13 protein-coding genes, 1 tRNA gene and 1 pseudogene are annotated in these 21110 nt (G+C 61.8%); 8 read left to right on the forward strand and 7 right to left on the reverse strand.

Annotation, left to right across the window (positions count from 1 at the left end):
- Positions 1–3: 3 nt before the first annotated feature.
- The 4 genes from AC1Z3V_RS07865 to selD form a co-directional block, all read right to left on the reverse strand.
- Positions 4–1263, reverse strand: a complete 1260-nt coding sequence (locus AC1Z3V_RS07865; RefSeq protein WP_483498203.1) for an adenylate/guanylate cyclase domain-containing protein — start codon at positions 1261–1263, stop codon at positions 4–6.
- The gene (locus tag AC1Z3V_RS07870; RefSeq protein ID WP_483498204.1) at positions 1260–1649 is read right to left on the reverse strand and encodes a response regulator; all 390 of its coding nucleotides are present in this window, start codon (positions 1647–1649) and stop codon (positions 1260–1262) included. Before AC1Z3V_RS07870 ends, AC1Z3V_RS07865 begins: the two co-directional genes overlap by 4 nt.
- Positions 1646–4696 carry a GAF domain-containing protein gene (locus AC1Z3V_RS07875; RefSeq protein WP_483498205.1) on the reverse strand — a complete coding sequence of 1017 codons (3051 nt, stop codon included), beginning with the start codon at positions 4694–4696 and terminating at the stop codon, positions 1646–1648. Before AC1Z3V_RS07875 ends, AC1Z3V_RS07870 begins: the two co-directional genes overlap by 4 nt.
- A gap of 623 nt (positions 4697–5319) precedes the next feature.
- Positions 5320–6378 carry a selenide, water dikinase SelD gene (selD, locus tag AC1Z3V_RS07880; RefSeq protein ID WP_483499594.1) on the reverse strand — a complete coding sequence of 353 codons (1059 nt, stop codon included), beginning with the start codon at positions 6376–6378 and terminating at the stop codon, positions 5320–5322.
- 608 nt (positions 6379–6986) lie between these two features.
- On the opposite strand from selD, the gene fdnG reads away from it, so the two are divergent.
- From fdnG to AC1Z3V_RS07920, 8 genes and pseudogenes are all read left to right on the forward strand, one after another.
- Positions 6987–10073 carry a formate dehydrogenase-N subunit alpha gene (fdnG, locus tag AC1Z3V_RS07885; RefSeq protein ID WP_483498206.1) on the forward strand — a complete coding sequence of 1029 codons (3087 nt, stop codon included), beginning with the start codon at positions 6987–6989 and terminating at the stop codon, positions 10071–10073.
- Between the two features lie 12 nt (positions 10074–10085).
- Positions 10086–11027: a formate dehydrogenase subunit beta gene (gene fdxH / locus AC1Z3V_RS07890; RefSeq protein WP_483498207.1), complete on the forward strand. Its 942-nt coding sequence runs from the start codon at positions 10086–10088 to the stop codon at positions 11025–11027.
- On the forward strand, positions 11024–11743 hold the full coding sequence (locus AC1Z3V_RS07895) for a formate dehydrogenase subunit gamma (RefSeq protein ID WP_483498208.1): 720 nt from the start codon (positions 11024–11026) through the stop codon (positions 11741–11743). Before fdxH ends, AC1Z3V_RS07895 begins: the two co-directional genes overlap by 4 nt.
- A gap of 49 nt (positions 11744–11792) precedes the next feature.
- Positions 11793–12710 carry a formate dehydrogenase accessory protein FdhE gene (fdhE, locus tag AC1Z3V_RS07900; protein ID WP_483498209.1) on the forward strand — a complete coding sequence of 306 codons (918 nt, stop codon included), beginning with the start codon at positions 11793–11795 and terminating at the stop codon, positions 12708–12710.
- A gap of 95 nt (positions 12711–12805) precedes the next feature.
- Positions 12806–14221, forward strand: coding sequence for an L-seryl-tRNA(Sec) selenium transferase (gene selA / locus AC1Z3V_RS07905; protein ID WP_483498210.1), 1416 nt, complete (start codon positions 12806–12808; stop codon positions 14219–14221).
- A 59-nt stretch (positions 14222–14280) separates the two neighbouring features.
- Positions 14281–15045: a tetratricopeptide repeat protein gene (locus tag AC1Z3V_RS07910; protein ID WP_483498211.1), complete on the forward strand. Its 765-nt coding sequence runs from the start codon at positions 14281–14283 to the stop codon at positions 15043–15045.
- Positions 15046–15089: 44 nt separating this feature from the next.
- Positions 15090–16877 (forward strand): annotated as a pseudogene (gene selB, locus AC1Z3V_RS07915) (selenocysteine-specific translation elongation factor); the annotation flags it as partial.
- A gap of 135 nt (positions 16878–17012) precedes the next feature.
- Positions 17013–17108 (forward strand) — tRNA-Sec (locus tag AC1Z3V_RS07920).
- 267 nt (positions 17109–17375) lie between these two features.
- On the opposite strand, the gene AC1Z3V_RS07925 is transcribed toward AC1Z3V_RS07920, so the two are convergent.
- From AC1Z3V_RS07925 to AC1Z3V_RS07935, 3 genes are read right to left on the reverse strand one after another with little or no spacing between them, the layout of a single operon-like run.
- Positions 17376–18269 carry an intradiol ring-cleavage dioxygenase gene (locus tag AC1Z3V_RS07925; RefSeq protein WP_483498212.1) on the reverse strand — a complete coding sequence of 298 codons (894 nt, stop codon included), beginning with the start codon at positions 18267–18269 and terminating at the stop codon, positions 17376–17378.
- 3 nt (positions 18270–18272) lie between these two features.
- Positions 18273–20027, reverse strand: a complete 1755-nt coding sequence (locus AC1Z3V_RS07930; protein ID WP_483498213.1) for an FAD-dependent oxidoreductase — start codon at positions 20025–20027, stop codon at positions 18273–18275.
- Entirely contained in the window at positions 20020–21105 is a 1086-nt protein-coding gene (locus AC1Z3V_RS07935; RefSeq protein WP_483498214.1) for a branched-chain amino acid ABC transporter permease, read from the reverse strand. Before AC1Z3V_RS07935 ends, AC1Z3V_RS07930 begins: the two co-directional genes overlap by 8 nt.
- Positions 21106–21110: the final 5 nt, after the last annotated feature.

The following is a 21110-nucleotide window of genomic DNA, read 5'->3' on the forward strand; positions in this document are numbered from 1 at the left end:
CGATCAGTGGAAATTCTTGAGGTTGATGGTTGCGCTGAATTCGCCGTTCATGAGTCGCTTCAGGTGAAAGCCAGCGAGCGGGTCCTCCGGATTGCGACCGACCAGCGCAGCGAATGAAGCTACGGCACGAGGATCGCCGGCCTCCAGCTCTTCGAATGCAGCCATGTACGCCTGCGTTGCGCCACTGGCATAGATTTCGGCCTCAAGCGGCTCGAACGCGCGGATCGGCTCCACCCTACCTCTCAGCAGGAGGTCGCCAACAGGGCGACCGCAAAACCCCTGCATGTTCGCCGCGAGGCTGCCACTCACGCAAATACGCGTGCCAAGCGACTTGTTGGCCGCTTCCAGACGCGCGGCAACGTTGATGGTGTCGCCGTAGGCGCTATAGTCGAAGAACTTTCCTCCGCCGAAGTTGCCGACTACGGCCGTGCCGGCATGTGCACCAATCCGGGTGTGGCCGAGGGCTATTCCCTTTCTGCGCCAGTGTTCTCGAAAAGACCGTGCGAAAGCGTCAAGGGCGAATGAACAGGCGATCGCGCGACTGGCATGGTCCGACTGATCGACCGGCGCACCGAAAAGGACATGCAGTGCGTCGCCAATGACCTTGGCGACAGTTCCGTCGTGGGTGAACACGATGTCCGTCATGCCGACGATGTAATCATTGAGGAGTTGCCCAAGCACGTTCGGCTCGATCGTTTCCGCCAGTGTGGTGAACCCGGTCAGATCGGTAAACAGCGACGCAACGTCTCGGCGCTTTCCACCAAGATCGAGGGCGTCGACGCCGTTGGCTAGGCGCTCGGCAAGGTTTGGCGAAAAGTAGCGGGAAAGCGACGCGCGCGCCTGCTCGGCCGCAGACTGCCTGCGTTGCGCCTCACGCAACGCCTCCACATGGTGGATCGTCTTGACGATCGTCGCCTCCAGATCGGGAAAATCGATCGGCTTCGTTACGAAATCATAGGCGCCGCGATTCATTGCGATGCGGATGTTGGCCATATCGCTGTAGGCGGAGACGATTATCGTGGATAGGTCCTCGTCCATCTGCTGAAGCTTCGCCAGCAGCGACAGGCCATCCATACGCGGCATGTTGATGTCGCTCAGCACAATATCCACGTCACGATTGGCCGCAAGCATGGTCAAGGCGTCAACTCCGTCGCGGGCGAACAGGAAACGCAATGATCCGTCACGGACCTGCTTCCGGAATTTCTGGAGAAGAAGCATCTCCAGGTCCGGCTCGTCGTCTACAACGAGTATGTTTGTGTTCATGCGGCGGGCCCAACTCGACTGTCGATTTCTTCTCGCAACGCGCTGAAGTCGATCGGCTTGGTGAGCAACGCTTCTGCGCCACTTTCCATGGCTCTTCGCTTCGTATCCGGATCGCCATAGGCAGTGATCATGATCACCGGCACATCAGGCCGTACGCTCTTCGCCTTCGGCAACAATTCGAGCCCGCTCATGCCTGGCATGTTAACGTCGGACAGGATGAGGATGAGCGTGACGTCGCTTGCATCGGCGATCCTTACGAGTGCCGATGACGCTGATTGCGCGAACTCCATGACAAACCGACCTGCGCGCAGGTCGTGGCGGAACTGCTGTCTGAAAAGCAACTCGACGTCGGGCTCGTCATCGACCACCAGGATGAGGAGGCTCATGATCTGCCCTCCGGCGCTGACATCGCCGGGGTAATCCGCGGCAGTCGAATGCGAAACTCGGTGTAGTGACCAAGCTCAGTGTCCACCTCGATGGAACCGGCATGCTGCTTGACGACGATGTCGTGGCTGAGCGACAGGCCGAGACCCGTCCCCTCGCCAGCAGGCTTGGTTGTGAAGAAAGGATTGAACATCTTCTCTCTCACCTCTGGCGGTATTCCGACACCATTATCACGGATGATGATCTCAACGCTGTCTCCGAGGTCCCTGGTCTCCGCCGCGAGCGTCGGCTCATAACTGTCGCCGGCCTCGGATGGCGCGCGTTTGCTCGTTGCGTAGAAGCCGTTGGCGATGAGATTGAGCAGCACGCGCGTGATCTCCTGCGGGTACAGGTCGACTTCCCCGGCCGCCGGATCGAGTGATTTCTCCAGCGTGATCGTGAACCCCTGCTTTTCCGCTCGAGCGCCATGATAGGCGAGATTGAGGCTCTCCTCGACGATGGCGTTGATATTGGTCGGCCTGCGCGCGCCCGCTCCCTGACGCGAATGCAGGAGCATGTTCTTGACGATTGAATCGGCGCGCTTGCCGTGCTGGACGATCTTTTCAAGATTACCCTTTATCGTCTCAGCGAGCGTGTCGATCTCGGCGCGCGGCGCGCCGTCGGATACAGCGCCGTCGAGCGCCTGCTGAAGCTCTTCGAGCAACTCCACCGACAGCGCCGAGAAATTGTTCACGAAGTTCAACGGGTTCTTGATCTCGTGTGCAATTCCGGCGGTCAGTTGTCCGAGCGAGGCGAGCTTTTCCGTCTGGATCAACCGGTTCTGCGTGGCTTTGAGTTCCTCAAGGGAGCGCGACAGTTCCTCGGTTCTCGTCTGCACTTCCTGGAAAAGACGCACATTCTCGATCGCGATCACCGCTTGGTCGGCGAAGGTCGATGCCAACTCAATCTGCTTATCGGTGAAGGGCCGCACGGTGGAGCGGGCCAATGCGAGTACCCCGATCGGGCTTCCTTCGCGTAGGAGCGGCACGCCAAGTACGCTACGAAACCCGCCAAGTCTTTGCGCTTCCGGCATTGCGTACTCCGGATCGTCGAGGACATCGACGACCTGGACCGGCCGGACCTCAAGCAGGGTTCGCCCGACTACGCTGCCGCGCCCCGGCTCTAGCGGCAGTGCTCGGAAATATTGGTCGAATTCCTGCGAGAAGCCGAAGCGGGCGACAGGATAGTGCGCGTCACCCATCGGCCGGGTCATCGTCGCCATGTCCGTCTCGCAAAGACGGGCAGCGGATGCTACGAGGGTATCCAGAACCGATTGCAGGTCGAATGCGGAGCGGCTGATGACCTTCAGTACGTCCGCTGTTGCGGTCTGCTGCTTCAGCGCTTCGGCCAGTTCCGCGGTCCGCGACTTCACCTCGTCGAACAGCCGCACGTTCTCAATTGCTATGACCGCTTGGTCGGCAAAGGTCTGGAGAAGGTCGATCTGCTTCTCGGCAAATGGTTTGACTTCAGTTCGTCGTATAACGAGGCCACCGATAGCCTCCTGTTGCCTCAGCAGGGGCGCGGCCAAGATCGTGCGATGCCCCATCCGCACCGCCATACTCTGGCCGTCCGGGTATTCGTCGGCAGCGGCCGTCAGGTCGGGCACATGAACCGGTTTTCTATCCACGACGGCCCGCCCGGTCACCCAGCCCCGCGACACTGGCCAGCCGACGAAATCGATCGGTATTGGCCCGTAATGCGCCCTCAAGTAGAGCGTGTCTCCATCCTTTAGGAAAATGGCCGCATCATAGGCCTCGCATAGCCGCACCGCCAATTCGACAAGCGTATCCAGCACCGTCTGGAGATCGAAGGTCGACCGACTGATGACCTTGAGGACATCGGCTGTCGCAGTTTGCTGCTGCAGGGCCTCCTTGAGATCGAGATTCCGTTCCTCCAGATCCGAAAACAGTCGAACATTCTCGATCGCTATCCCGGCCTGGTCGGCGAAGGTCTTGAGGAGGTCGACCTGCCGATCGGGAAACAATCCTGGCTCGGTTCGTGCCACGACAATGGTGCCGATGGGAACACCGCCGCGCATGATAGGTGCGGCCAGCAGGCTTCGGTGGTTCGACGCTTGGGCCTTGATGGCGGGATGCATCACGTATTCCGGGTCGACGAGCCGGTCCGGTATCTGTTCCACCGATCGGCTGAGGATCGAGCGCCCGGCCGCGGTGCCTCGACCGGGTGGGGCTGGAAGCACCGCGCTTTCGGGTTCCAGCCGGTGATGCGCCACGAAATGCAACAGCTCGCCATCATAGCGAAACACGTGACAGAATTGCGCGCCGCACAGCCGGGCGGCGCGCTGGGCGATCGTGTCGAACACGGGCTGCGCATCGGTCGGTGAGGTCGAGATGACGCGAAGTATTTCGCTGGTCGCCGTCTGCTGTTCGAGCGCCTCGCCAATCTCTCGGTTGCGCGCTTGGGCCTCCTCGAAAAGACGGACGTTCTCGATCGCGATCACGGCCTGATCGGCGAAGGTTCGCAGGAGTTTGATCTGCCGTTCTGGAAAGTATCCGACCTCCCGTCGACTAACGCCGATCGCTCCGATCGGACGCCCTGTCAACACCAACGGCACGCCGATCGCACTGCGATAAGACACGATTTTCGCCAGCGGGAGCAATTGGTATTCGGGGTCGGCAAATACGTCAGGAATCTGCTCTATGGTACCACTGAGAAAAGCTCGCCCCGTTATATTGCCCCGATAGGGTGGCCGCGGGAAAATGGCATTTACCGCTTCAATGCCTTCGCGCGATACGCCGTGATAGGCGACGGCGTGCATGAGCTCGCCGTCGAACCGAAAGACAAAGCAAAATTCTGCCGCACACAGCCTCGCTGCGCTTTTCGCTATCGCTTCGAAGACGGGCTGCGCGGAGCTGGTCGAGGTCGGAATGACCCGCAATATTTCGCTGGTCGCCGTCTGTTGCTCGAGGGCCTCGTCAAGCTCCCGCTTCAGCAGTTCGACCTGTTGTCTGAGACTGACGCTTGATTCATCCGCCTCGCGCCCCTCCACTGCAGTATCCCCCATGCAATCAGCTTGCGTCGAGCGCTAGGTCACCACCACGGGGTGCGCCATGGCCGGCGCCAGAGTGGGTAGAATACTCCAACTGATAAGGTGTGACGAGGTTAGTTCAGTGCCATGCTCGTCTGAGACGGCGTCTGGACCAGGCGGCAACTACACTCGACGACGAGACTACCGGCTCGAGCGGAACCTTAGTTTCGTCAGTTAGTATTTGCAGCGCGAGTATTAGATTATGTCAGCGAAAGTTCCTGTGCCGCCAAGGAAGGGCGACCCGAAACCACGGCCAGACCGCAGTCGCGATCCCTAAAACGTCGAGCCGACGTCCGACGAGCAAACACTTCCGCCTCGCGACACGACAGACGCGCCAGCGCCAAACCCAAATGGCAAGGCCGCCTCTGAATTGTGAGGCCGATTACGGTCCGCCAGCCATGGAGCCAATAGCGACCAGAGCCACCGCAACGACGTCTATATCGCTCTTAAAATCATTCAGCGCCCCTTCGCTAATGCTGTCCATTCAACACGGCTGCCACGAGCAGGTGCGCGTCAAGCGCCACCCGATCCGGCATTTATTCCGTTGCTTGAGCAAACCAATACTCCGGAAGATCGACCGGCCCTCAGGCAACGATGCGAACTCCAGGCTCGCCGTCCTCGACCTCACCAATGATCCTGGCGGCGGGATAGCCTGCCGCAACGATGTGCTGAAGCAGACCCTGCGCTCGGCGGGCGCTGCATGACACAAGAAGACCGCCGGAGGTTTGGGGATCGGTCAAGACCTGGCGTTGCCACATCGGGAGAGCATCGGGCAAAGAGACGTCCGTGCCATAACTGGCCCAGTTTCGATCGGATGCGCCGGTCACGAATCCTTGCTCGGCGAGCTCGGCGCAGCGGGAAAAGAGGGCAAAGTTGCCCGCCTTCAGCGATAACAGCTTCTTTGATCCGCGGGCCATCTCCAAAGCGTGACCGAGCACACCGAAGCCGGTGACGTCGGTGACGGCGTGCACGTCAGGGTCCGTGGCGAGTTCGGTGCCGATGCTGTTGAGACGCGTCGTCGACGCGATGAGCTCCGCGTAGGCATCCGATGGCAGCGCCCCCTTCTTGAAGGCCGCTGAATAGATCCCGACACCGAGTGCCTTTGTCAGGATCAGCGCGTCGCCGGTTCGGGCGCTGCTGTTGCGCCGAATGCTGTGTGCCGGACATGTTCCGATCACTGCCAGGCCATAGATGGGCTCGGGAGAATCGATCGAGTGGCCACCGGCCACCGGAATACCTGCCTCTGCGCAAATTGCGGCGCCGCCTTTCAAGATCTCCCGTACCATTTCAGCCGGCATCTTGGCGATCGGCATGCCGACAATGGCGAGCGCCATAATGGGCCTGCCGCCCATGGCATAGACGTCGGAGATGGCGTTGGTCGCCGCGATGCGACCGAAATCGAACGGATCGTCGACCATCGGCATGAAGAAATCAGTGGTCGCGACCACGCAGGTTTCATCGTCAAGCTGCCAGACCGCGGCGTCGTCGCCCGTCTCCGTACCAACGAGAAGGCGGGGGAAGTCGCCCGCGGGTTGATGGACAAGCAATTGCTGTAGAACCGAGGGCGCCAGCTTGCACCCGCAGCCGCCGCCGTGGGCAAGTGCGGTCAGCCGGGGGGGCGTCGTTGCGGTCGAGGTATCCATGATTGCCTCCCATGCGTCGCAAGGATTATCTTCAGCCCGCTCCCAGTCCGTCACAAATTTGACGCGAGCGGATCACGCATTCCGTCGCATCCGGCTCGAGAGTGCCTGTGCTTCCAATTACATCCGCACAGGTCGCTGTAGCACTTTGAAGTTACTGTAGTTGGGCCTCGTTGAACTGACTTCCGCCGGTGGATACTTGCGGGAGTCGAATGCCGGTCCGTCTGCTCAAATGTTGCAGAATATGAGCGGGAACAATTCGAAGCGATCGCCGACTGCGGCGGCGCAATGTCAGTTCGATGTGGAGCGCCCCGAAACTCGGGAGCGGCGAGCAAGCTCATGAATTGAATATGGTCGATCGCGAATAGGGCGTCAATTCGGGTTTCGTTAATGTCCCGCAACGGGGGCGACGGCCGCCAGTCCAAATATATGGCTTTGGACTTAACTAGAGAGTGGCTTTCCCGTTTATCTTTCTTATTAAATTGACAATAGAAAGCGGACAGCTAAGATTTTAATTTCAAAGGCCGAGTTATGCCTGAGTATGCGAAGGCGTACCAAGGTTTCCGGCGCGCCCCTGTTGGCAAAGCCGGTATTCAGGGAGGTATCATGGCATGAACATGGAACTCTCGCGGCGCCAATTTTTGGGTGCGGCCGGTGCTGGGGTTGCGGCCACGGCGCTTGGCTCCCTGGGTTTTGGTGAAATCGAGGCGGCGCATGCCGAAGCGATCCGCGCCTTCAAGCTGGTAAACACCACCGAAACCCGCAACACGTGCCCCTATTGTTCCGTCGCATGCGGCGTCATCATGTATTCGAAGGGCGACCGGAAGAAGGGCGAGCAGGCGGAGATCATCCATATCGAGGGTGACACCGACCACCCGACCAACCGCGGCACGCTCTGTCCCAAGGGGGCGGCACTGCTCGATTTCGTGAAGTCGGAAACGCGGCTGAAATATCCGATGATCCGCAAGCCGGGGTCGGACAAGTTCGAACGAATAAGCTGGGATGACGCCCTTGACCGGATCGTCCGGCTGATGAAGGACGACCGCGACGCCAATTTCATCGAGAGGAACGAGGCAGGCGTGCCGGTGAACCGGTGGATAACGACCGGCTTCCTCGCTGCCTCGGCGACAACGAACGAAACGGCATGGGAGACCTACAAGGTCGTCCGCAGCGCCGGGATGCTGGTCTTCGACAACCAAGCGCGTGTCTGACACGGCCCCACGGTAGCCAGTTTGGCTCCAACATTCGGCCGCGGCGCAATGACCAACTCCTGGACGGACATCAAGAACACCGACCTCGTGATCATCATGGGCGGCAATGCCGCCGAGGCGCATCCGTGCGGTTTCAAATGGGTGACCGAGGCGAAGGCCAATCGTGGCGCGAAGCTCATCGTCGTCGATCCGCGTTTCACCCGCTCCGCATCGGTCGCCGATTTCTACGCGCCGATCCGCCAGGGCACAGACATCGCCTTCCTGCTCGGCGTGATCAACTACTGCATCCAGAACGACAAGGTGCAGTGGGACTATGTCAAGGCGTTCACCAATGCCAGCTACATCGTCAAGGACGGCTTCGCTTATAAGGACGGGCTGTTCACCGGCTATGACGAAGCCAAGCGCGACTACGACAAGTCGACGTGGGACTATGTGATCGGCCCCGACGGCTATGCTGTTGTGGACGACACGCTGACCAATCCGCGCTGCGTTTGGAACCTGCTAAAAGAGCATGTCTCCGTCTACACCCCCGAACTGGTGGAGCGCATCTGCGGCACGCCGAAGGACAAGTTCCTGAAGGTGGCCGAAATGGTCTCGGAATGCTCGTCGCCGACCAAGGTAATGACCTCGATGTATGCGCTCGGCTGGACGCAGCATTCGAAGGGCTCGCAGAATATCCGCTCGATGGCGATGCTGCAGTTGATCCTCGGCAATATAGGCATGCGCGGCGGCGGCATGAATGCGCTGCGCGGCCATTCGAACATCCAGGGCCTCACCGATGTCGGGCTTATGTCGAACCTCCTGCCCGGCTACCTGACGATACCGACCGACAAGGAGATCGATCTCGAGACCTACATGTCGACGCGCGGCTACAAGCCGCTTCGGCCGAACCAGATGAGCTACTGGCAGAACTACCGGAAGTTCTTCGTCAGCTTCCAGAAGGCGATGTGGGGCACGGCGGCGACGCCGGAGAACAATTTCGCCTATGACTGGCTGCCGAAGCTCGACGTTGCAGGCTACGACCTCCTGCGCGCGTTCGAGCTGATGAACCAGGGCAAGATGACGGGATATCTCTGCCAGGGCTTCAACCCGCTGCTGGCCGCCCCGAACCGCAAGAAGCTGACGGATTCACTGTCGAAACTAAAATTCCTCGTCACCATGGATCCGCTTGATACCGAGACATCGCGTTTCTGGGAGAACCACGGCGAGTACAACGATGTCGACACCTCGCAGATCCAGACGGAGGTCATCCAGTTACCCTCCACCTGTTTTGCCGAAGACGAGGGGTCGCTGACCAATTCCAGCCGCTGGCTGCAGTGGCATTGGCCCGGCGGCACGCCTCCAGGCGAGGCGAAGACAGACAACTGGATCATGGCGCAGATCCATGTGCGGCTGAAGGAGCTCTACCGCAAGGAAGGAGGAAAGTTTCCGGATCCGATCGTCAATCTCGACTGGGCCTATGCCGATCCAAATGAGCCGACCGCCGAAGAACTTGCCAAGGAGATCAACGGCAAGGCGCTTGCCACCGTCTACGATACAGCCGACCCGACAAAGGTCGTGGCGGAGGCCGGTAAGCTCTTGCCCGGCTTTGCGGCGCTGCGCGATGACGGCTCGACCGCGTGCGGCTGCTGGGTCTATTCCGGCTGCTTCAATGAGAACGGCAACAACATGGCCCGGCGCGACACGTCGGACCCAGACGAGACCGGCGCCTATTCCAAGTGGACGTTCTCGTGGCCTGCCAACCGCCGCATCCTCTACAACAGGGCCTCGGCGGACATAAATGGCAAGCCGTGGGATTCGAGCCGCAAGATAATTGAATGGGACGGCACGAAATGGTCGGGCTACGACGTGCCCGATATCATGCCGACGGCAAAGCCTGGCGATGTTGGGCCGTTCATCATGAATCCGGAAGGGGTCTCTCGCCTCTTCACAAGGGGAATGATGCGCGACGGGCCGTTCCCGGCGCATTACGAGCCGTTCGAATCGCCGCTCGACAATCTCGTCGCCCCGAAAGTGCGTGGCAATCCGGCGGCGCGGGTGTTCAAGGGCGACTTCGAGCAGTTTGCCGAGACCGCCTCGAAGGAGTTCCCCTATGCTGCGACCTCCTACCGATTGACCGAGCACTTCCATTACTGGACCAAGCATGTCCGGGTGAACGCCGTGCTGCAGCCGGAATTCTTCGTCGAGATTTCGGAGGAACTCGCGGCCGAAAAGGGCATCACCAAGGGTGGCTGGGTGCGCGTCTGGTCAAAGCGCGGATCGATCCAGGCCAAGGCGGTCGTCACCAAGCGGATCAAGCCGCTGATCTGCGACGGCAAGCCCGTCCACGTCGTCGGCATCCCCTTGCACTGGGGCTTCACCGGCGCAGCCAGGAAGGGCTTCGGACCGAACTCGCTGACGCCCTTCGTCGGCGATGCCAACATAGAGACGCCGGAATACAAGGCGTTCCTGGTCAATATCGAGCCCATTGCCGGGCCGGTGGCGTAGGAGGCATGAACCATGTTCCCGCCCGTCCCAAACCCGACCACCGTACCTCAACAACCGAAGTTCGGCGAAAAGGACCTGATGCGGCGATCGGCGTCGACCGTGACGCCGCCGGCCCAGCGACAGACCGAGGTGGCGAAACTCATCGACGTCTCGAAATGCATCGGCTGCAAGGCCTGCCAATCGGCCTGCATCGAATGGAATGACACTCATCCGCAACTCGAGAGCAATACGGGCGTCTACGAAAATCCACATGACCTGACCCCCGACATGTTCACGCTGATGCGGTTCACCGAGTGGGAGAATCCGGAGACGAACAATCTGGAGTGGCTGATCCGCAAGGACGGCTGCATGCATTGCGAGGACCCAGGCTGCCTCAAGGCGTGCCCGGCACCCGGTGCTATCGTCCAATATTCGAACGGCATCGTCGATTTCGTCCACGAGAACTGCATCGGTTGCGGTTATTGCGTCAAAGGGTGCCCGTTCAACATTCCGCGGATTTCCGAGGTCGATCACACCGCCTACAAATGCACGCTTTGCTCTGATCGCATCGCCGTCGGCCAGGGACCGGCCTGCGCCAAGGCCTGCCCGACGCAGGCGATCGTCTTCGGCACGAAGGAGGAGATGAAGAAACATGCGGAGGGGCGGGTCACCGACCTGAAGTCTCGCGGCTTTGCCAATGCGGGCCTTTACGATCCGCCGGGGGTTGGCGGTACACATGTCATGTATGTGCTGCACCATGCCGACAAGCCGGAGATTTATGCCGGCCTGCCCAACAATCCGACGATCAGCCCGATCGTTGAGGCCTGGAAGGGCGTGACGAAATATGCCGGCCTCGCCGTCATGGGCGTCGCGGCGGTCACCGGCTTCCTGCATTACATGGTCAACGGTCCGAACCGCGTTTCCGAAGAAGACGAGGAGGCCGCTGAGCGGCTCACGGGAGATCGATCCTCATGAGTACGGATACTGGATATGACGTCGGGAAAGGCGACAGCGTTCACCCCGGCAAACCCGTCACGGTCGATCGCTATACCGGCGGCGCGCGGATCAACCATTGGATCACTGCCACGAGCCTCGTCCTGCTCGCGCTTTCCGGCCTATCCCTGTTCCATCCACGGCTGTTCTTCCTGTCGGCGCTCTTCGGCGGCGGTCAATGGGTGCGGACCATTCACCCCTGGATCGGTGTCGTCCTTTTCTTCAGCTTCCTTGGTCTTTTCTTGCGCTTCTGGAGGCTCAATCTCTGGAAACGGGAAGATGGCACCTGGCTTGCACGCGTGCGCGACGTACTCGCTGCCCATGATGAGCGCCTGCCTGAAGTCGGCAAGTACAATGCCGGGCAGAAGCTGGTCTTCTGGTCCATGTCGATCCTGATCATCGTGCTGATAGGGTCCGGTATCGTCATATGGAATCAGTATTTCGCGGCTTACACCACGATCGAGCAGCAGCGATGGGCCCTACTTGTGCACTCGATCGCCGCCATCCTCGCGATCAGCGTCTGGATTACCCATGTCTATGCAGCGATCTGGGTAAAGGGTACGATACGGGCAATGGTACGTGGTTCCGTAACGGGCGGGTGGGCGTGGCGGCATCACCGGAAGTGGTTGCGCGAACTGGTCACCAGACCGCCGACGAAAGAGCCGACAGCAGACAGAAAAAAGACCGTAGCCGAGTAGTTTTTCTGGGTTCGCATCACGTGACCCGTCGGGTTCGTGAGGGAGTGTGATGACACGCAAAGACGCCGCAGTGCCCGATCCGACCGCTATTGGAGACGTCTCCTCGCCACCCTTTGCGCGCCTGCCAAACGCAGCGTCCCTCTTTGCCACGCGAGCCACGCGTTTCAGTCATCTGGCCGAGGCGAGCGGACTTGCGTCCTATCTCAACTTCCTTGCAGGACTGACGACCGCGCAGCATCTCATCCAAGCCGACCTCCCGCCCGCCGAGAGCCCCGACGCTGCGACGCTCCTGCGCGCCCGCGAGTTCGAAATGCCGCCGCTCCACTGCAACAGGATCGAGGACGGCGAAACAATCCACGCCATATTCGACCGTCTGTTCGCCGCCGCTGACGCGATCGAGAAGCCGGCCGCAGCCGCCGGCGCTCTCGCTCGGGTGATCGGTGCCGATCGTGACGCACGTCTCGCCATGGCCGGAACCGTCCTCTCCGGCTCATTGCCTGGAGACGCGGTTGCCGAGCACATCTTCGTCTGGGCCGGGCTTCAGGTACAGTTCGCCCGGCTGGCATCCGTGCTTGACCCCGCCACGCTAAGGCCGGTCGCCGACGGCATTTGCCCGGCCTGCGGTGGCAGGCCCGCATCATCCATGGTCGTCGGCTGGCCGGGCTCTCACGGCGCACGCTTCTGCTGCTGCTCGCTTTGCTCGACGCTCTGGCACTATGTCCGCATTAAGTGCGTGCTTTGCGGCTCCACAAAGGGGATCGCCTATCGCGAGATCGAGAACCACGGCGGCACCGTCAAGGCCGAAACCTGCGACGAATGCCATGGCTGGACGAAGATCTTCTATCAGAACAGAGCACCGGCGACCGAGCCGATTGCCGACGATGTCGCGAGCCTCAGCCTCGATCTCCTGATGCGTGAAGGCCCCTATCGCCGGGGCGGGTTTGCACCGCTTCTGGCCGGAATCTAGAGCGAGATGAGGAAAGGTCCGAGTGGTTTTTCCGCCGGTATCCCGCTCTAATTTATTTGGATCGAATCGAGGCGCGCGCCCCAGGGAGAGCCGGAATGGACGCCAATGCCAGGTTGCGTGACATCCCCTCGGTGGACGAGCTTCTGAGATCGGCGCCCTTTGTCGAAGCGATCGAATGTTTCGGGCGGCGAGCTGTGACCGAAGCCTTGCGGAATGTCCTGGTCATGACCCGGGAGGACGTGCGTAAAGGCGAAGAGGTTCCCTCTCTGGACGCCATTGCCACGGCTGCCGTTGCGGCGCTCGAGGAAAATGATCGATCGACGCTGCGCCCGGTGTTCAACCTGACAGGAACAGTGCTCCACACAAATCTCGGCCGCGCTTTACTCGCGGAAGCGGCGATCGATGCCGCGACGGCGGCGATGCGCGAAGCTGTCGCGCTCGAATTCGACCTGGAGAGTGGCAAACGCGGGGAGAGGGACGATCACCTGCGCGCGCTCATTTGCGATTTAACCGGCGCGGCAGGTGCGACGGTCGTCAATAACAATGCCGCCGCCATACTGCTGACGCTGAACAGCCTGGCCGCCGGCCGGGAAGCGATCGTCTCGCGCGGAGAGCTTATCGAAATCGGCGGGGCGTTTCGCATGCCGGACATCATGCGGTGCTCCGGGGTCCGCCTTGTGGAGGTCGGCACCACCAACCGCACCCATGCCCGGGACTACAGGGATGCCATCGGCCCCGAAACGGGCCTGATATTGAAGGTCCACACCTCCAACTACCGCATCGAGGGCTTCACCAAGGAGGTCGGGGCGCGCGAGCTGGCGGCAATCGCCCGCGAGCACGGGCTGCCGCTGATCAACGATCTCGGCTCCGGCACGCTGGTCGATCTCGACCGGTTCGGGCTCGCGCATGAGCCGACCGTCGCCGAAGCGGTCGCAGACGGCGCCGATATCGTCACTTTTTCCGGCGACAAGCTGCTTGGCGGACCGCAGGCCGGCGTCATCGTCGGGCGCGTCGACCTCCTCGAAAGGATCAACAGGAATCCGATGAAGCGGGCGCTGCGCCTTGACAAGATCCGCTTGGCGGCACTGGCGGCGACACTCCGGCTCTATCGCGACCCGGACCGCTTGAGCGAGCGCCTTCCGACCATGCGTCTGCTCGCGCGTCCGCAGGCTGAAGTCCGCCAGCAGGCCGAGCGGTTGTCCCCCCCGGTGGAGCGGGCGGTAAAGGGCGCATTCAAAGTCTCGGTCGTCGATTGCGGCAGCCAGATCGGATCCGGCGCCTTGCCACTCGTCACCGTGCCGAGCGCGGGCCTGGCGTTGGCGTCATCGTCCGGCAGCGGCCGCATGCTTGCCGAACTGGCCGCGGCCCTGAGGCGCCTGCCGATGCCGGTCATCGGCCGCATCGAACGCGGGCCGCTCATTCTGGACTTGCGTTGCCTCGAGGACGAAGAGGGCTTCATCGCCAATCTCGCGCGTCTCGAGCCGTTGGCAGAAGAGGGAGCTTCATCGTGAACCTTCTCAACCGTCTCCTTGGAAGGCCGCCCAAGGGTGATGAGTCCTCAGAAGCACCCATGGCAAAGGCGCTTGCCGCAGCGCGCAACGGTGACTACGAAACCGCTCTCGCCCTGTGGGGACCTCTCGCACAGGCGGGGAATGCCCGGGCCCAGAACAATATCGGCGCATGCTTTGCCGGCGGCTTGGGAGTCGCCCGGGATGCTGGCCTTGCGTATCGCTGGCTCAGTCTTGCTGCCGAGGCCGGCGATCCTGTTGGTCAGCGCAACCTCGCGTCGCTTCTCTTCAAGGGCGAGGGGATCACGCCGGACTACGAGCGCGCAGCAAGCCTGTACCGCCAGGCTGCCGAACAGAATGACGCGGAAGCTCAGGACATGCTGAGCTGGATGGCGCTCGAAGGGGATCTCATCGAGCCCGATATTGCCGAAGCCCGTCGATGGGCGCTGGCTGCCGCGCAGAACGGTTCCGCGGCGTCAATGACGCGGCTCGGCATGCTCTATCACAATGCCATCGGGGTGGCGCGCGATCCGGTCGAAGCTACCTACTGGTGGCGGCGCGGCGCGTGCGCTAGCGATGCCGACGGGCAGGCGATGCTTGGCGCGGCCTATCATCTTGGAAGCGGCACAGTCCGCGACCCGATCGAGGCCTTTGCCTGGTTGATAAGGGCGCGCGACGGAGGCAGTACGCTGGCGGCGCCGTTCTTCGACGTCGTGCGCGCCGCGCTCAATGCCGAGGAATTGCAGGAGGCCGAGCGCCGAGCCTTGCTGCCGCTCTCGGAAGCGGTAGTGCCGCCTCAAGCCACGAATGAGAGGGATCAAAGGTGATCGTAGGCACGGCCGGCCACATCGATCATGGCAAGACGTCGCTCGTGCGGGCGCTGACCGGTATCGAGACGGATCGGCTGAAGGAGGAGAAGGACCGCGGCATATCGATCGAGCTCGGTTTTGCCTACATGCCGGTCGAGGGCGTGGAGACGATCGGCTTCGTCGACGTGCCCGGCCACGAGAAATTCATCCACACCATGCTTGCAGGTGCCGGCGGCATCGATTTCGTGCTGCTCGTGGTCGCGGCCGACGACGGTGTCATGCCGCAGACGCGCGAGCATCTCGCTATCGTCGATCTGCTTGGCATCAAGCACGGCGTCGTCGTCATCACCAAGGCTGATCTCGTGACGGACGCTCGCGTTGCGGCTGTCGAGCAGGCGATGCGCAACCACCTCGCGGGAATGGCGCTTGCCGATGCGCCCATGATCCCGGTTTCGTCGATATCGGGCAAAGGTGTGGCGACGGTTCGCGACGAAATCCTCGACGCGGCGCGGCGTTTCGCGCGGCGGCAGGCAGGCGGATGCTTCCGCATGGCCATTGATCGCTCCTTTACCATCCAGGGCGTAGGGACGGTCGTCACCGGAACCGTTCTTTCGGGTCAGGTGTCGATCGAAGATCATGTCGTCGTCAGCCCTTCGGGCCTCAAGGCGCGGGTGCGCTCAATCCACGCACAGAACAGGAAAAGTGAAACCGGTTGCGCTGGTGATCGCTGCGCGCTCAACCTTGTTGGTCCCGCCATCACGAAGGCGGCAGTCGGCCGCGGCGACGTGGTCTGCGACCCCGGCCTACATGCGCCGACCGACCGCATCGACGCGACTTTGCGCGTGCTTGGCTCCGAACCGAAGCCGATCGGGCATTGGTTTCCGGTGCGGCTTCATCACGCCTCCGTGGAAGTCGGAGCCCGCATCGTCCTCTTGGCCGAACAGGCCGTGTCACCAGGAACGCGCGCGCGCGTCCAACTCGTGTTGGACCGGCCGATCGCGGCGGCCGCTGGTGACCGCTATGTTGTTCGCGATACGTCAGCCCGGCGCACGGTCGGCGGCGGTCGGTTTCTGGATTTGCGGGCCCCCGCAAGGAAGCGCCGCACGCCGGAACGGATGGCGCAACTCGATGCCCTCCGCTTGAGCGAAGCACGACAGACGATCGAGGCGTTGCTCGCCATTCCACCCTTTTTCATCGACATCGGCGCCTTCGGCCGCGATCGGGCGATTACTGCCGCCGAAGCGCAAGCTCTGGCGCGATCCCTAGGCGTGATTGAACTGCCATCGGAGGCCGCCAGGCTCGTCATGTCCTTGCAGAGCTGGGAGAAACTCCGAAGCGACATCCTCGCCCGGCTCGCGATCTTCCATGCGGAAAATCCGGATCTGCTGGGCATGGGTATAGAGCGGTTGCGGACAGCGCTTCCACTGCGCCTGCCGGTCCCTGCGTTTCGTGCGGCCCTGCAGGCGCTCGTCACGTCAGGAGAGATTGTGGTGGATGGCGCCTGGGTGCGGCTTGTCGAACATCAGGTGACCATGAGCCTGGCCGACGAGCGGCTCTGGCGTCAGATCGAGCCCCTGCTCGGCGGATCCGAACGGTTCCGCCCGCCACGCGTGCGCGATATTGCCGTATTGCTGGCGATCCCGGAGGTGCAGGCGCGTCGTCTCCTGAAACTCGGCAGCCGGATGGGCCGCGTGCACGAAGTGGCGCATGATCATTTCTTTCTGCGCCAGGTGGTTGCCGAGATGATCGCTGTCACGGCAGCGATCGGTGCGGCCGCCGACCAGGGCTGGTTCACTGCGATGCAATTTCGCGATCGCCTCGAAAACGGCCGCAAGGTTGCTATCCAGATCCTTGACTTCTTCGATCGTCACAGCGTCACCTTCAGACGCGGGGACCTCCGCCGCCTCAACCGAAGCCGTCTGGATTTCTTCGGCAATTTGCCGAATGCTGTTCCTGGAGTGCCACTCGTCCAATCGGACGCGCGAGGAGGAGATGCGTCCCCGGTGGGGCGTCCGGACTTCAAATCCGGGAGGGGCTGACAGACGGTCCCTGGTGGGTTCGACTCCCACTCTCTTCCGCCATTGCGGAATCTCACCCTCGCGTGGGCGCATCCGAAGACGGCCCGCTTCCTCGTCCAGGGCACGGCGCGCCACGACAGCGCCGCGCGTCTTATCAGACGCGCAAAGGTCGCCGTAGTATTTGAATTGCTGCATGTTTTTGTCCTTTAATCGGGTACGATTAAAGGAACATGCAGTAGTGTTGGGCGTGGTTGTGCTGCGCAAGGGCCCGCGGCCTCAGCGACGGTACTTCCCGGATCATCTCAGCACGGTAGGGGTCTCCGGATCGGGTCAGCGGGCGCCACCCTTTGACCGCGCCAGCACGAAGTCGTGGTTCACTTCCCAGAAGCGATCAGAGAATCCGTATTCCCTGGCGCGAGCCGGGTCCTCGACGTGCCGGAATGTTGCGAGCAGGCTCTGCTTCACACCGAAGACTGCATCCGAATGGATATACGGATCATCTGGATCGAAGATGTGGGTAATAAGCGTCTCGTACCCGTCGGCCTTGATGATGTAGTGAAGATGGGCCGGGCGGTTGGGGTGGCGGCCCAGATGCTCCAGCATCTGGCCGACCGGACCGTCATTCGGGATCGGGTAGTATTTCGGCTTTACCGCCCGGAACCAATATTCGCCGTCTGACCCTGTTCGAAAGACGCCGCGCAAATTGAATTCCGGCTGGATGCCCTTTTGCTGCACGTCATAGAAGCCTTCGTCATTGGCCTGCCAGACGTCGATCACCGCATTGGCAATTGGCCTGCCCTCGGTGTCGAGGATGCGTCCGCCGACGGCCATCTCCTCGCCCTTCTGGTCGAGGCAGATGTTGGCTCCCATCTCGAGCTCCGGCGCATCCTGCACGTGAAACGGACCAAGCACGGTGCTTTCCGAGGCACCCGACGGTTTGCGGTTGTTGATGGCATCGACAAGCATCGAGACGCCGAGCGTGTCGGACAGCAGGATGAACTCCTGCCGCCATTCGTTGCACATCTGCCCCGTGCGTGTGAGGAAGAGGATCGCCTCCATCCACTCGTCCTGCGTCGGCTCGATTTCCCGCACCGCCTCGTGCAGCTTGCGCGTGACCACTTCCATGATCTGCTTCAGCCGTTCGTCCTTGGCGTTCTTGTTGCGGCCGGTGACGACCTCGATCGAGTTTTCTTCGGTGAAGAAGCCTTTCTCATGCGCTTCCATGGATCACCTCCCAAGGATTGATGTCATGACCCGGCGAAGGTCTGCGACGGGATCTGCCGGCAGCACTTTCGAGCGCCAGCAGACATGATGGTCAGGACGCACGAGAACGATGCCGCTGTCGCGCACTTCGCTGAGTGCGGCCCAGTCGCCGGTGAAATCATCCCAATGCTGCCGCGCGCCGATGGCGTGGGCCGCAATATCGACACCAAGCTCGTGGCCGACGATCTTCGCCGCTTCGATCCAGCCCTGTCCGCCGATCCCGGTGAGCACGGTGAACCGCCCGTGGCCGGTGAGATCGAGCGTCGAGGCCTTCTTGCCGTCATTCGAGAAGACCCAGGCATGCGGCAGTCGGGCCCCCGGCCAGGTGGTCTGCTGGAAATGTAGTTCCGGGTCCTTGGTAAAGGCAGGCTCGGGCTGACCATCGGTAACGATCGCATCCGAACGATAGCGCTGGTTCATCTCGACGCCGTGGGCGTCGAACTCGTAGACCTTGGCGGCGATTGCCTTGCGGATGCCGGCGCGCTGTTCTTCCGCCGCCGGCGTATCGCGGCAGCGCCCGTCCATGTTCTGCTGCATCTTCACGGGATCGATGGAATCGAGCAGGCCGAGTGCCTTGAAGATCGGGCCGAACTCTTCAATCGACTTGTTGGCGCGCGTGACGATCTGCTTGGCGACCGGCGCCCGCTCCGCGGTGTAGGTATCGAGCAGCGTTTCGCCAGCCTGGCCCTTCAGCACGAAGGCGAGTTTCCAGGCAAGGTTGAAGGCATCCTGGATCGAGGTGTTCGAGCCGAGCCCGTTCGATGGCGGATGGCGGTGCGTGGCATCTCCCATGCAGAAGACGCGTCCGTTCGACATCGTCGTCGCGTACATATTGTTGACCGTCCAGGTTGAGACCTGCTTGATCGTGACATCGAGATCCTGCACGCCGACCAGGTCGCGCACCACCTTCTTCGCGTGGGCTTCGTCTACGGCCGGTGCCGGCTGGTTGATGTCGTATCCCCAGACGATCAGCCACTCGTTCCAGGGGCGGACCATGCGCACGAGGCCCATGCCGATACCGCCGACGTCGGCTCCCGGTTGCAGCACCCAGTAGAGCACTGAAGGGCGATGCGCGACATAGCGCGACAGGTCCGCCTCGAAGAGGATGTTCATCGATCCGGCAACACCCATCCGGCCCTCGAAGCTGAGCCCGGCATGCTCCGCGACCTTCGAATTGCCGCCATCCGCGCCGATCAGATATTTCGAGCGAACGGTGAATTCCTTGCCGGTCAACCGGTCGAGACAGGTCGTGGTAACCCCGTCGTCATCCTGCACATGGCTGAGATACTCCGTCGACATCCGCGCCTGGGTACCGCGTGCGCAAGCCGTCTTGAACAGCAGCGGCTCCATGAAAGTCTGCGGCAGGTCGTTCATCTGGCTCGGCGAGGAAAGCTGATGTTCGGCGCGTGAGACCGGATGTTTGCCCCAGCTTTTCATGCGGCCGATCTCTTCGCCGGCAAGCGAGGTGCAGAAGACGTTCTCGCCCATCAGGTCCTGTTCGGCCGCGAACATGTAGGCTTCGTCCTCCACGTCTCGGCCGAGATCGCGCAGCACCTCCATCGTGCGCTGGTTGGTGATGTGGGCGCGTGGCGTGTTCGCCAGCCAGCGGTAGCGGTTGATCACCAGGTTTTCGATGCCGTAGCTCGAAAGCAGCGCGGCGGTGGCAGACCCGGCCGGCCCCGTGCCGATGATGAGTACGTCGGTTGTGATGTCAGCCATTTGGTCCTCCCTTAGGCGTGTGTGCAGGCGGTCCGCCGATCAACGTGCGGCGGACTGGAAAGAGCTGGATGCCGGTGCGATCGGAGAACAAGCCCCAGAGACCGCGCGGCGAAAAGAGCATGACGAGGATGCCGATGAGGCCAAGGACCAGCAGGTACCAGGAGCCATAATCCGCGAAGAGCTTCTGCAGCAGGAAGAAGAGAACGACGCCAACGATCGGCCCTTCAATGGTGCCAATCCCGCCGATCACGACGATGAAGATGACATAGGCAGTCCAGTCGGTGACGGAAAAGGCCGCGTCGGGTGAGATGCGCGCCTTCTGCACATAGATCAGCGCACCGGCCACACCGGTGACGAAAGCCGTCGCAATATAGACCAGCGCCTTCATGCGCCGGGCGTCGACACCGACGGCCCGGGCAGCCTGCTCGTTGTCGCGCACGGCTGCGAGCCCGAGCCCCTGCTTGCTGCGCAGCAGGCGGTAGATGAAGCCGATGGTTGCGAGCGCCAACAGGAGTGCGATCCAATAGGTGAGGGCATCGCTGGCCGCGGCCGCCTTCATGCCGAAGAGGTCGCCGATGACGTCAACGCCGACCATATCGCGCGTGGCATCGCGCGGTAGCGAGGTGCCGGTGCCGCCGCCGAGCGCCTTCCATTGGGCAAGCAGCAGCCGCACCACCTCGGCCACCACCCAGGTGCCGATGGCGAAATAGGGACCCTGCAGCCGGAAGGTGAAAAAGGCCGTCGGGATGGCGAGAAGTGCTGAAAGAGCGCCGGCAATCAGGATGGCGGCGATCGGATCGAGGCCCGCGAGAATGACCGCACCGAACATCGCGTAGGCGCCGAATCCGACGAAAACCTGCTGGCCGACGGAGATCAGCCCGGCATAGCCGGCGAGCAGGTTCCAGTTCTGCGCGAGCACAAGCATGGTCAGAATAAAGAAGAGATCCTGCACGACGCCGCGGGAGACGATGAGGGGGGCTGCAATCGCGAGCGCGAGGCCGACGAATGCCGCCAAGGCTGCAAGCAATGAGGTTCCGCTGCGCGTTTCGACCTTGAAGGACGGAATGGCTATGGACATCGGCT

This window comes from Ensifer sp. 38_S197 (genome assembly GCF_056924495.1).